This is a genomic window from Deltaproteobacteria bacterium, assembly GCA_016874775.1.
Classification (GTDB): Bacteria; Desulfobacterota; Binatia; order Bin18; family Bin18; genus VGTJ01.
The window spans coordinates 1-12,217 of record VGTJ01000174.1 but is presented as its reverse complement, the minus strand read 5'-3'; the positions used below and the strand labels follow the sequence as shown (position 1 = coordinate 12,217).

11 protein-coding genes and 1 riboswitch are annotated in these 12,217 nt (G+C 52.6%); of the genes, 6 read left to right on the top strand and 5 right to left on the bottom strand.

Features of this window, described 5'->3' with window-relative positions:
• Positions 1–114: 114 nt before the first annotated feature.
• Positions 115–987, top strand: a complete 873-nt coding sequence (locus FJ147_23125) for a TIGR03620 family F420-dependent LLM class oxidoreductase (protein ID MBM4258781.1) — start codon at positions 115–117, stop codon at positions 985–987.
• Between the two features lie 225 nt (positions 988–1,212).
• On the opposite strand, the gene FJ147_23120 is transcribed toward FJ147_23125, so the two are convergent.
• A complete protein-coding gene (locus FJ147_23120) occupies positions 1,213–1,626 on the bottom strand; it encodes a GFA family protein (protein ID MBM4258780.1) in 414 nt (137 codons plus the stop codon).
• A 168-nt stretch (positions 1,627–1,794) separates the two neighbouring features.
• Positions 1,795–1,885, top strand: a riboswitch (cyclic di-GMP riboswitch).
• Between the two features lie 151 nt (positions 1,886–2,036).
• On the opposite strand from FJ147_23120, the gene FJ147_23115 reads away from it, so the two are divergent.
• On the top strand, positions 2,037–2,903 hold the full coding sequence (locus tag FJ147_23115; GenBank protein ID MBM4258779.1) for an alpha/beta hydrolase: 867 nt from the start codon (positions 2,037–2,039) through the stop codon (positions 2,901–2,903).
• 188 nt (positions 2,904–3,091) lie between these two features.
• The gene (locus FJ147_23110; GenBank protein MBM4258778.1) at positions 3,092–4,426 is read left to right on the top strand and encodes an LLM class flavin-dependent oxidoreductase; all 1,335 of its coding nucleotides are present in this window, start codon (positions 3,092–3,094) and stop codon (positions 4,424–4,426) included.
• A gap of 281 nt (positions 4,427–4,707) precedes the next feature.
• On the opposite strand, the gene FJ147_23105 is transcribed toward FJ147_23110, so the two are convergent.
• Positions 4,708–5,970: an MFS transporter gene (locus FJ147_23105; GenBank protein ID MBM4258777.1), complete on the bottom strand. Its 1,263-nt coding sequence runs from the start codon at positions 5,968–5,970 to the stop codon at positions 4,708–4,710.
• 96 nt (positions 5,971–6,066) lie between these two features.
• On the opposite strand from FJ147_23105, the gene FJ147_23100 reads away from it, so the two are divergent.
• The 3 genes from FJ147_23100 (at position 6,067) to FJ147_23090 (ending at position 8,704) form a co-directional block, all read left to right on the top strand.
• A complete protein-coding gene (locus FJ147_23100) occupies positions 6,067–6,285 on the top strand; it encodes a hypothetical protein (GenBank protein MBM4258776.1) in 219 nt (72 codons plus the stop codon).
• Positions 6,286–6,398: 113 nt separating this feature from the next.
• Positions 6,399–7,415 (top strand): LLM class flavin-dependent oxidoreductase, encoded by a 1,017-nt coding sequence (locus FJ147_23095; GenBank protein ID MBM4258775.1) that lies wholly within the window; start codon positions 6,399–6,401, stop codon positions 7,413–7,415.
• A 107-nt stretch (positions 7,416–7,522) separates the two neighbouring features.
• Entirely contained in the window at positions 7,523–8,704 is a 1,182-nt protein-coding gene (locus FJ147_23090; GenBank protein ID MBM4258774.1) for a pyridoxal phosphate-dependent aminotransferase, read from the top strand.
• On the opposite strand, the gene FJ147_23085 is transcribed toward FJ147_23090, so the two are convergent.
• The 3 genes from FJ147_23085 to FJ147_23075 all read right to left on the bottom strand — a co-directional run bounded on the left by FJ147_23085 (position 8,682) and on the right by FJ147_23075 (position 12,175).
• Positions 8,682–10,481: a SulP family inorganic anion transporter gene (locus FJ147_23085; GenBank protein MBM4258773.1), complete on the bottom strand. Its 1,800-nt coding sequence runs from the start codon at positions 10,479–10,481 to the stop codon at positions 8,682–8,684. The genes FJ147_23090 and FJ147_23085 overlap by 23 nt on opposite strands.
• Before the next feature lie 165 nt (positions 10,482–10,646).
• Positions 10,647–11,684: an MBL fold metallo-hydrolase gene (locus FJ147_23080; GenBank protein MBM4258772.1), complete on the bottom strand. Its 1,038-nt coding sequence runs from the start codon at positions 11,682–11,684 to the stop codon at positions 10,647–10,649.
• 65 nt (positions 11,685–11,749) lie between these two features.
• A complete protein-coding gene (locus FJ147_23075) occupies positions 11,750–12,175 on the bottom strand; it encodes a hypothetical protein (protein ID MBM4258771.1) in 426 nt (141 codons plus the stop codon).
• Between the last annotated feature and the right edge of the window lie 42 nt (positions 12,176–12,217).

Sequence of the window (12,217 nt, the reverse complement as noted above, 5' to 3'; positions counted from 1 at the left end):
TCTTCAATTGTGTCCATTCGGTCATGGTCAGGTCCGTTGGATAAACTCGCGGCAGTGTATTCATCCCTCAAGCTTACCAATCCCTTTTTCAAAACACTCTCTAAGGAGAAAAGTATGGATCTCAGCAAACCCGGCCTCTTTTGTTTTCTCGACGGATTCACTGGAGCCCAAACCGGGCAGTTTGCTCGTAAAGCTGAACAGCTTGGCTACAGTGCCTTGTGGTTTGCTGAAACGCGTGGGCGCGAGCCTTTCTCCTTCGCATCGTACTTGCTGGGCCAAAATGAGCGAATGATTGTCGCGACTGGTATTGCTGTTGTGTATGCGTATGAACCATTTGCGATCGCCAATGCTGCTCGCACTTTGGGTGAGTTGTATGGTGATCGCTTTATTCTTGGCCTTGGCGTGAGCAACCAACGTGGCAATGCGGCACGAGGCATTCCGTATGATGACAAACCGGTCAGCTTCATGCGTCAGTATCTGGCGAAAATGAAAGACGCGCCATACGTTGCTCCACAGCCGAAGCATGAACCTCCCGTAGTCATCGCTGGAGTGATGCCAAAGATGTTGCAACTTGCAGCGACCCAAACCCAAGGAACCCATACCTATTGCACCACGGTTGAGCAAATCTCACGCACGCGCGCCGCCTTGGGCTCGCAACCGTGGCTGTGTGCCGAACTCGGAGTGATGCTCGAAACAGATGCCAGCAAAGCCCGCGCGGCGATCCGCCAATACATTCAGATCTATTTGAGTATTGATCACTACGTGAAACGTTTGCGTGAAGTGGGTTTCTCGGATGCTGATTTCGTCAACGGTGGCAGTGATCGGCTCGTCGACACCATTGTAGTTTGGGGGAATGAAACGAAAATTCGCGAACGGATCGATGCCTACTACACAGCTGGAGCTTCACACGTCTGCATTATGCCGCTGAGATCTTCAGGTGGCATGGTGCCTGATGAACGAGCAGTGGAAGCACTGGCACCGCGGTGAGGATAACCAGGAGAATAGGAGACCAAGAATTGGTGGGGTGGTCGCCGGTTCTCCCATTCTTTCTCTAATGTCGTCCATACTGCCACCACACATAGCCCGCGATGACGAGTACAAGCAGGATGCCAATTCTGAAGACGAAAGAGGCAAGCCCAGCGAGGATTCTAAAGACGACGATTAAGACGATGATGAGTCCAATGAGGAGAGCGATTTGATTCATAGCAGCGCCTACATCTGCGGATTCTCTGGAAACTGTTGGGTATCCGCGGCAATTGGTGCCCACGGTTGCGCTCTCGATGTCCAACAACTCACAATCGGTTTCATTGCACTTGAATCATCGAGGCTGACAGTCTTTACGAACATCAAATCTGGAACCATTTCTGCTTTGGTAAACAATGGCGAGCCGCACACCTTGCAGAATTCGCGTGTGACTTTGCGTCCGCTGCCAGATGTTACCGTGAATGATCCCAGCTCACCGGAGAGCAAGCGAAAAGCAGTGCACGGCAATGCCGAGACGGTCGTAAACGGACTGCCGGTCACTTGCTGGCAATCACGACAGTAGCAACTAACGGTCATCACCGGTTCAGCGGAAAGTTCGTAACGGACTCCCTTACAGAGACAGCCACCAGAATACGTTGCCATAGGTTGTTCCTCCAGGCGTGAGACGTGTTTCGTGTTGCGTGCTACGCGACTCGTAATGCGCAAATACTATGAAAAATCCCACGACGAGAACAGGGGAGCGTAATGTATTAAAGCTTTTTGCTGATTGTCCGTTCTTATTACATGGACCAGCAGCGGTAGGTAGAAGAATCCCGTCAAGGGCAAACCACCTGAAAAGGTGGGACGCAAAGCCACTGGCCTACGTCTTGCGCGAGCAGGATATGGCAGCAGAGCTGCCGGGCACGCACACCCTCCTCTGGGCTGTGTAATGGTGCACGGCTTCCTCGCGAGACTCTCTGAATTGTCAGGGAGGTTTCTTCTCCTACCGCTTCTTCTCTCTCGGTCATTCCCATCTTTGACTCCTTCTTGCGTTCTCCTCCTTTTCTGTTCCCATGCCTTTCCGAGCATGGCAAAGGTGTGCTATCGAATGGCGACGGCTTTCACGCCCACATTCGAAGAAGGAGGAAAGACCATTGGCAAATTGGACAGAAAGCACAATGAAAGTCGCCGGGGCAGACCTGACGGTCGTTCGAGGCGGCAAGGGCAAACCTTTATTGATGTTCCATGACGAGCTTGGTTACCCAGGCTGGATGACCTGGAACGAGGAACTAGCAAAGGATCGTGAGCTCATTATTCCTTTGCAGCCTGGTTTTGGCAAAACTCCGCGACTTGAGTGGATTCGTAACTACCGCGACCTTGGTGGTTTTTACGCCAACGTCATACGCGAATTGAACATGGCGCCGCTTGATGTCATTGGGTTTTCTGCTGGTGGTTTTATTGCCGCAGAAATGGCTGCAGCCGATCCTAAAATGTTCTCGCACCTGGTGTTAGTTGCTCCGATGGGGCTGAAGCCCAGTGAAGGAGAAATTGCCGATATCTTCCCACTGACCATTCGTACCTTAATGCGTATGACCGTCGCTGACCAAGCAACGCCTGAATTTGGCAAGATCTATGGTGGTGAGATGAGCCCTGAGCAGTTCGAGGCGTTTGAGGATGCACGGGCCGAATCTGCTCGTATTGGCTGGGAACCGTACATGCACAATCCGAGCCTGCCGTATTTACTGGCAGGTGCAAAGAGCCTTCCGACACTGCTTGTGTGGGGCACCAAAGATCGCATTGTTCCCAAAGGCTGTATCGCTGCATATCAGCGAGCACTGCCGCAAGCGAAGGTTGTTGAGATAGCCGACGTCGGGCACCGCTCGGAGATCGAGAACTCCGCTGAGTTTGTCAAAGCAGTGAGAGGATTTCTCGCGTCGTAAAGGAGCAACCTCTGTTCCTCAATCACGCAACACGTATCACGCATTACCTTGCGTGTTGCGTATTGCGTGTTGCGTCATACATGAGCCGCGAATGAGGAAATTCGTTCCTTCTTCACGTATCACGTAACACGCACCACGAGCGGTATGGCATTGCACCTCTCATTTTCTGACCACAGGAGCATCTCCCCATGAAAATCGGCTATTTCACCGAGCGGCCGTATCGTTGGATACCAGAAGACGAAGTGTTCAAGAATCACGCTTTCTTCGCTGCATCCAACCAGCTTTTTGATCGAGAAAAGGCCGCTGACGATTACAACTATTATATTGATGAGTATTGCTACGCTGAAGAGAAAGGTTTTGATGCGCTTGCTTTGAACGAGCACCACGGCAACCCATATTGCATGGGTGGCGTGATGAACGTCGAAGCCTCAATCCTCGCGCGACTCACAAAACGTGCGAAGATCGTGCTCATCGGCAACCCACTGCCAGTGATTAAACATCCATTGCGCATGGCAGAAGAACTCGCGGAGATCGATCTGATCTCTCGTGGTCGCCTTGTCACCGGTTGGGTGCGTGGCGCTGGCAGTGAGCAGTTCTTTAACAATGCCAATCCTGCTTACAATCGTGAGATGTTCAATGAAGCGCATGACTTCATTATTCAAGCGTGGACCAAACCCGGACCCTGGCGCTATGAAGGGAAACATTTCCACTATCGTCATGTGAACCCGTGGGCGTTGCCGTATCAAAAGCCCCATCCGCAGATTTGGATTCCTGGGGTGTTGAGTCCAGAGACCGTGCGCTGGTGCGCGGAACATCGCTATCCATATATTGGTCTTGGTACGGCACTGGGTCCGACATGTGACCTGTGGGACCTGTATGCCGACACTGCTGCCAAGCTCGGCTATCAGGCTGGACCAGAAAACTTTGGCTATCTGATTCCGACCTTTGTGGCCGAGACCGATGAGAAAGCCCAAGAACTCGGCAAAGGATTTGTCTACGGCGGTGGTCAGAATGCCTTCTCACGACCTGAGCACACGTTACCGCCAGGGTACAACTCGAAGGGAGCAATCAAGATTCTCTCGCAGCATCCCGGTGGCAGTTGGCTTGGGGTCAGCCCCGAGAAATTGCGTCAGGCACGGTCAGATGAGCAACCTGAAGTCGTTGATTATGACGAAGTGCGGCGCAAGTTAGCTTCAGGCTATGTGAAAGCGCAAAAGAATTTTCAGATTATTGCGGGCTCACCAAAGACGGTGATCGAGCTGGCAAAGACGCTGCTGCGTATTTTGCGGCCTGGCATTTTCATCTTCTTTAACGTCCAAGGTCCGGTCGGCAACCAAGATCGCATGAGCTGTGTTCGTCTGTTGGCAGAAGAAGTCGCGCCAGCCTTACGCGAATACGGTAAAGAACTCGGCTTGCCTGATCCGTATGAGCAAGAGCCTGGTATGGTCCGCGCCTTTGCTGGTGCTAACCGGTTACCGGTTGTTGATCGTGATCCGCTGCCGTCACTTGGGTTGCAGTTCTAGTCTTTCAGCATCGTCACTTCCAGTTCCCTCTCACCTCATGAGAGAGGGAACTGGCAAGACAATCGTAGTTACGTCAACTGCTTTGCCGTCCGCCGTCGAGAACTCGCTCTTGTCCGCTCACGGACTTTTCTTATCTGCTTCGATTTCGCTTTTTCCTTTCTCACTTGCAGTTTTTAATCAACGGTAAATATGAAACTTTATCTAAGATCTTTTATTGATTGAATATTTTGGGTGAAAAGAAGGAAAAAATAGCAAGAAGCGATGGGTGAGAGACAATTGCGCTACCCTACCTCTTCCAGCGCATCAACTTTCCGCAATTGCGGGAACCGCCACGACCAGAGAAGCACGACGGCGATAGTTCCCACTCCGCCAAGCACAGCGGCGGGAACCGTGCCGAACCACGCTGCCGTGACGCCGGACTCGAATTCTCCGAGCTCGTTTGACGCGCCGATAAACACCGACTCGACTGCCCCAACCCGACCGCGCATTTCATCTGGCGTTGCAAGTTGGATAATCACGCGACGAATGACCACGCTGACCATATCGGCTGCACCGCACAACGCGAGCATGGCCATTGAGAACCACAAAGTGTGAGAGAGCGCGAACCCAATAGTTGCTACACCAAAGACTCCAACCGCAGCCAATAATGTAACCCCAGCTCGTTTCCTGATTGGTCGTTGGGTGAAATACAAAGCCATGACCAACGCGCCAATGGCCGGAGCACTGCGTAAGAGTCCAAGCCCCCACGGTCCGACGAGGAGAATGTCCTTGGCATAAATCGGGAGCAGGGCGATGGCTCCACCTAACAACACAGCGAACAGATCGAGAGAAATTGCGCCAAGCACGATCGGTTGTTGACGAATGAAATGCAGCCCGGCTGTGACTGACGCCCATGTGACGACCTTGCGTTCGGTCGAGACTGTACGTGCGAACGGAATCATACTCACCAACAGCGCACCGATTAGCAAGAGTCCAACACAGATGCCATAGACAGCGCTTGGTCCGAAAGCGTACAGGAATCCGCCGAGCGCTGGACCCCCAATCGTGCCAACCTGCCACATTGAAGAGTTCCAGGCTGCAGCTCTGGTGAATTGGTGAGCGGGAACGAGGTTCGGCATCAACGCAAACGCCGCTGGGAACTCAAAGGCACGCGCTGTACCGAACAATACCAGCGCGGCAAAAATCCAACTACGGCTCATATGTCCTGCGACGGTCAACCCGAAGAAGACCAACGCGCATATCGCTTCAACTGCAATACAGGCGGCAAGAACATAACGACGATCATAACGATCGGTGACATGTCCTGTAACAAAGACGAGACCAAGAGCCGGGAGAAATTGAGCGAGACCCACGAGCCCCAGGTCGAGTGGTTGCTGGGTCATCTCATACACCTGCCAGCCAACCGCGACTGACTGCATCTGGGTGGCAAAAATCGCGCACAGTCGGCCAATCCAGTAGCGTTGGAAGCCGGGAGACTTGAATGGCGATGTGGGGGAACTGTCTGTCGGTTGGTTGTCAGATGCGTCGTTGGCATTGGCTGGCATAGATCGTACTCGTGCCTCACTCTCACGCTGCCCTCATGGACCCTGCGTGCATATCTTCTTATGATGAGTGGCGCAACGGCACGGATGGAGGACGGTATGACCGCAAAAGAATGGTTCACTGGGGTTTCTGGGCTTCTTGGTGTTGAACCTCCCACAGGGGATGAAGTACGTGATTTACTCGCGCTCGCTGGTGAAGCTGCCCATTCTTCGGAACGTATAGCTGCTCCCATTACCTGTTGGTTGATTGCCCGTGCAGGAATCTCTCCTGCTGAGGCGTTGAAGAAGATTGAGGAGTGGAAGATGACACAAGGCTGAAGAGTAATGAAGAATTAGGAATTAAAAGCGCAGAATTGAAAAGATACCAAGATTTTTCAGGCTTTCAGTTTTTCCTTTTTTCATTTTTCCTTCTTCATTTTTCATTGATTATTATGAAATACGCCATGTTCCTTCCCGGCAACTCACCGGAAACGATGATCGATTGGGCGCAGCAGATCGAAGCGGCTGGATTTGATTCACTCTGGCAAGGTGAACTGACGACCTCTGCCTTGATTCCCCTCGCCGGTGTCGCTTCGTCGGTAAACCGTATCAAGCTTGGTGCTGGAGTCGTGCTTGCCTTCACGCACAGCCCCGTCATGCTTGCGTTTGCTGCTCTGGACCTCGATTTCCTCAGCCACGGTCGGTTTATCTTAGGGCTTGGTGCCGCGCATGAGCATCGTAATAACAACTGGTATGCTGGCCACGATGGTGGCAAACCAGTAGCGCAAATGCGCGAGTATCTTCAGGTGCTGCATCTTGTTATGGAGAAGATGGTCACCGGAGGTGAAATCGATTTTCCTGGAAAATTTTATCAGATTCATGCGCGGAATTTCTTCGCACGTTCGACGCCGCGACCGCGACCACAAGTGCCACTCTATATCGCTGCGGTGAAACCAAAGATGGCAGCGTTGACTGGTGAATTGGCTGATGGACTGATTGGCAATCCAATGTTTTCACCAAAGCACGTCAGTGAAAATATCTTACCCGCTCTGGAGACGGGCTTACGCAAAGCTGGGCGACAACGCTCTGCAGTCGAAGTCCTTGGGCAATGTTTTACCGTGGTAGACAATGATCTTGCGACTGCCTATCGCATTGCTGCTGGTGCGATGCTCTTTAGCATCTGGGCGCTGATTTATGATGACATTTTTGCTGCGCATGGTTTTGCTGAGATCGTTGCCAAAGTGCGAGCCACACAACGAGATACTGACCGTCTCAAAGCCGTCGATTTGATTTCTCGTGAGATGGTCGACGCTTTCTGTGCAGTCGGTCCGATTGATCGTGTGCGAGCGAAGGTGCAGGAGAGAAACGGATTGTTAGATACGACGATCTTGGCGGTTCCTTCGACTGGCACAACTCGTGAGCAGCAGGATTATTATCGGAAGAAATTGTTAGAAACTTTTGCCTCATGACGGGGGGATTCCGTAGCGTGCGCTCTGCGCACGAATACGAGGGTCGAGTGGCGAAAGGATGCGCGGGTGCAGCGCACCCTACAAGACAAGAACAATAGGAAATACTCATGAAGGTGACTCCTCATCTTGCTGCCCGCATGAACGATGTTGCCGCGTTTGAAGCGGTCGAATTATTTACCAAAGCGCGTGAATTGGAAGCGCAAGGCCGTTCGATTATTCACATGGAAGTGGGTGAGCCGGATTTCGCCACGCCGCAACCGATTATCGATGCAGGAATGGCTGCATTGCAACACGGGAACATTCACTACACCCCGGCACTTGGAACTTCTGCGCTGCGCGAAGCCATCTCTGGTTGGTACGCATCACGTTATCACATTAACGTTCCTGCTGAACGAATCGTTGTCGCTGCTGGTGGGAGTGGAGCCCTTCTTTTAGTACTCGGTGTCTTACTCTCTCCTGGTAACGAAGTTCTGATGGGTGACCCAAGCTACCCCTGTAATCGCCATTTCGTGCGCACGTTAGAAGGGCAAGCCAAATTGATCGCGACGGGGCCACAAGATGCCTATCAGCTCACCGCCGCAATGGTGCAACAACACTGGTCAGCGAAGACAGTGGCGGCGATGTTGGCGTCTCCATCGAATCCGACCGGAACGATGATCGCTGATACCGAGATGCGTACCATCGCTGGTGTTGTCCATGCGCGAGGTGGTCGTCTCATTGTCGATGAAATTTACCACGGCCTCACCTATGGCTTCGATGCTTCGACAGCGCTCGCTATCTCTGACGAGATTTTCGTCCTCAATAGTTTCTCTAAGTACTTCCAGATGACTGGCTGGCGTATTGGTTGGTTGGTCGTGCCGAAGTCTTATGTGCGAGAGATCGAGAAACTCGCGCAGAATCTGTTCATTTGCCCACCGAATCTTGCCCAGCATGCAGCGCTTGCGGCGTTTCGCCCGGAAACGCTAGCGATTACCGAAGCGCGACGCGCAGAGTTTCAACGCCGCCGAGATTTTCTCCTTCCTGCTTTGAGGAAGATTGGACTAGAGGTTCCCGTCACTCCTGTTGGAGCCTTTTATATTTACGCCGATTGTTCACGTTTCACGAATGATACGTTTGCTTTGGCCGAAGATCTGTTGATGAAAGCTGGAGTCGCAGTCACGCCTGGTCGCGATTTTGGCAAGAACGCCTCTGAACGTTATATGCGCATTACCTACACCACCTCGATGGAGAATCTCCACGAAGGCGTTGCGCGTATCGAGCGGTTTCTCACAAGTCAGGGATCCAAATAGCCCTGGCGGAGACATCAGCGGTTCTGCGCAGCTCCTCTTGTTCTTCGACATATTTGGCAAACGGGCAGTGATCCTCACAGCCATGTTTGCCTATCAGTGATAGCGCGCGTTGTAGCGCGAACTCCATCGCAGTGAATAGCCCGGTTTGCATTGGAAATATGTTGTCGGTACCGATACGGTCGCCGATGCCAGTCTTTTCAAACAATGTCGAGATAGGGGGGTGAACGCCAAGGACGAGTAAGGTCCGTCCTTGTGAGGCCATCTTTTTTGCGGCTGCTTCAATGACGGTGGCGGTGGTGACATCAAAGTCCTGCACCTCTCTGACGCGGAGAATCAACACGCGCAGGGTTGGATCGTTCACAAATGGGTCCAAGGCGTTATCGAGCTCTCCGGCGACGGCAAAAAACAAGGGTCCCCACAGGTTCAAAATACGAATTGAGCTGCACGACTGTTGGTCTTCCTGGGATCGTAAGGAAATTTCACGAAACCGTTGATCCTCGCCGAGAACCATCTCACGCATAGAAAGGAGGCGTGCGCGACGGAGAAAGAGAAAAATGCTGATACCAACCCCGAAGTAAATCGCTTTGTCGAGCGGCAGACTCCAGGCGCCGAGCACGGTGGCGAGAAACGCAAGGCGATCACCCCGAGTGCTCTGGAGAATGGTACGAATTCGTTCACGGTCAATGAGATCGTTGGCGAGAAGAAACAACAAGCCAGCCAGACTGGCGACTGGTGTGTAGGAAACCAGTGGTCCGAGGAAGAGCAAAACCGACAGCATCAGCAAGCCGCAAAAGACTCCCGACAGACGGCTTTCTGCACCGGACTGTTGGTTCAAGGCAGATCGTCCCATGCTTCCGCTTACGGGATACCCGCCGCAAAATCCCGCGGCGACATTCGCCAGGCCTTGTCCGGTAAACTCGACGGCAAGGTCGAGGCGTTGACCGCTTCGTGCAGCCAAGCCGCGTGCCACTGAACTCGATTCGACCAGAGAGAGCACAGCACAGGCCACTGCTGCCGGAAGCAGACCTGTGAGCAACGTCAAATCCGGTATGGTGAACGGAGGAAGTCCCGCAGGGATGGGAGCGAGATCACGCACCAGCCGTAACCCGTACGTGTGAAGGTCGAGCACGATCGTCAAGAGAATACTGACAATCATTGCCACCGGTGCGCCCGGAACGCGTCGATTGACGCGACGGAGGAGGAGCACGGTCGTGAGCGTGCCTAACGCAAATGCGACAGCCAATGGTTGTGTGTTGGGCAGCGTGACAAACCAATTAGCCAGCGTTTCCCACAGATTGCCACTCTTGGCGTTAGTGCCAACGGCATTCGCAAGTTGCCCGGCACCAACGAGTGTCGCCGCGCCGGTAATATATCCTCGCAAAACTGGCTGTGATATATAATCGGCGACGGCATCGAGATGGAGAAGGCCAGCAAAGAGTTGGATGATGCCGACGACGAATGCCAAGGTGACACCTACCACCATTGGTGTCGCACCGTAGTGGGCGGCTTGTGCTGCGACGGCACTACCGACGAGCAAGCTGAGTGCATTGGTCGGGCCAGTGACAACATGTCGTGAACTACGGAAGAGCGCTCCGATGATGGCGGGAATAGCCGCGGCGTACAGCCCCATTGCTGGAGGCAGACCAGCGATGATCGCATAGGCAACGCCTTGTGGGATATCGAGAAACGTGACCGAGGCACTCGCCACCAGATCGCGCTGAACATACGCAAATCGATAAGAGTGCAGATCACGGAACGGAAGATAACGTGCGAACATGAGGGTATGTGGTATCACCCGCGGAGGAAAGTCAAAAGTGGACTGAGAAAGGCTTCAGGCTAGAGGAGAATGAAAAATGGAGAACGCAAAATGGCAAGACTGAAGGAATCATGCATCCCTTTTATTTTGTCATGCTACACTTTCCATTTTTAATTCTTCATTGTCTTACCGTTCCACCGGAAGCTTCTGATCGTTCCACTCGACCATACCACCTTTCATATTCGAGACATGTTCAAATCCGAGGCCAGTTAAGATCGCGGCTGCCGTTGTGCTACGCACTCCAGCACGGCAAATGACGATAATGTCTTTCTCTTTATAGGCTTCGAGTTCGCCCACACGCGCCGGTAACTCCTTGAGCGGAATGAGACGACTCTTTGTGATATGCCCCAAGTCTCCTTTGAACTCTTCTTGCTCACGAACGTCAAGAATGAACGGTGGGGTTGAGCTCGCAAGCCGCGTTTGGACCTCTTGAGGCAGGAGCTGCCGTACTTGGGTCAGTTCGGTGAGGGGCGGAAAATGGACAGAATCATCTTCGATGGCTGTTTGATTGGGCTGTAATACTTCTTGTATTTTGTCTGGCAGCGCAAGACCGAGGTTGTTCATGAGCTCGATGTATTGTTGCTTGGTACGTCCGACAACACGTGGGTTCGCGCGTTTTTCTTCACCAATAGTGGAATGTGTATGACCACGATAGTCATGGGCCGGAAAGACCAAGGTTTCGTCAGGAAGGGTAAATAACTTGTGGACAATCCCATCGTACTGATCCCCAGCGTCCCCACCTGGGAAGTCTGTGCGTCCCGTACCACGAACTAACAAGGTATCGCCTGTCAGCACTCGGTTGGCGATGTGGAGACTGACACTGTCTGGTGTATGCCCTGGGGTATACAGAACACGAATTCGTTCATCCCCGATCGGCACCAGTTGGCCATCGTCGAGGTGGACATCAACATGGGGAGCAGGCGCCCGGCGATGCATCATGACCGGCGCGCCAGTAATATCATACAACTCCCAACTGGCAGTGCGATGATCAGCATGAGTGTGGGTATCGATGATCGCTTCCAGCTCACAGCCGAAGTAGGCAAGCGAAGCAAGGTAACGTTCGACCTTCTCTTTCAATGGATCGACGAGAGCCGCTTTCTTTGTCCGCTCACATGCAAGCAAATACGTCTTACATTTGCCACGGTTGAGTTCGCGAAACAGCATAACTCCTCCTTTCGCAGAAGTCGTGAGTTGAAGAGAGAGGAACAGTTCTCGATATTTAGTGATTGTTATGCATCTTGTGAACCCTCGAAGGCTGGAGTGGTTGAAGAAACTACTCGTGAGGTACGTTGCGGTGAAGTTGATGAGGGATGCAGCCAGGTTTTGTCGACGAACCTATGGAGTACCATGCCGATAAGCATCGCTCCTACGAAAATAAAGACCGATAGATTTCCCGAGGCGAGTGATGTGACCGCGGGTCCAGGACAAAAGCCACCGAGACCCCAGCCGATACCAAACAAAGTGGCTCCACCAATGAGTTGTGGATCAAGGTCACTGCGAGTTGGGATAGAAAAGGCTGTCGCAAACAACGGTGTCGTGCGTTGACGAATCACGCGATACAACACAGCATGGACAGCGATTGCACCCATCATGACGAACGCTAAGGAGAGTTCTTGAAAAGAGTATCCCAAGCTCAAGCAATCAAAATCCTCAATATCCGTCTAATCTATTAAGGTTTAGGGAATACTTTGGTCAAT

Excerpts from the sequence above, each read along its gene's own strand:
- FJ147_23120 (MBM4258780.1), bottom strand. The coding sequence starts at position 1,626 with ATGGCAACGTATTCTGGTGGCTGTCTCTGTAAGGGAGTCCGTTACGAA.
- FJ147_23095 (MBM4258775.1), top strand. The coding sequence starts at position 6,399 with ATGAAATACGCCATGTTCCTTCCCGGCAACTCACCGGAAACGATGATC.
- FJ147_23115 (MBM4258779.1), top strand. The coding sequence starts at position 2,037 with ATGCCTTTCCGAGCATGGCAAAGGTGTGCTATCGAATGGCGACGGCTT.
- FJ147_23105 (MBM4258777.1), bottom strand. The coding sequence starts at position 5,970 with ATGCCAGCCAATGCCAACGACGCATCTGACAACCAACCGACAGACAGT.
- FJ147_23125 (MBM4258781.1), top strand. The coding sequence starts at position 115 with ATGGATCTCAGCAAACCCGGCCTCTTTTGTTTTCTCGACGGATTCACT.
- FJ147_23110 (MBM4258778.1), top strand. The coding sequence starts at position 3,092 with ATGAAAATCGGCTATTTCACCGAGCGGCCGTATCGTTGGATACCAGAA.
- FJ147_23085 (MBM4258773.1), bottom strand. The coding sequence starts at position 10,481 with ATGTTCGCACGTTATCTTCCGTTCCGTGATCTGCACTCTTATCGATTT.
- FJ147_23080 (MBM4258772.1), bottom strand. The coding sequence starts at position 11,684 with ATGCTGTTTCGCGAACTCAACCGTGGCAAATGTAAGACGTATTTGCTT.
- FJ147_23090 (MBM4258774.1), top strand. The coding sequence starts at position 7,523 with ATGAAGGTGACTCCTCATCTTGCTGCCCGCATGAACGATGTTGCCGCG.
- FJ147_23100 (MBM4258776.1), top strand. The coding sequence starts at position 6,067 with ATGACCGCAAAAGAATGGTTCACTGGGGTTTCTGGGCTTCTTGGTGTT.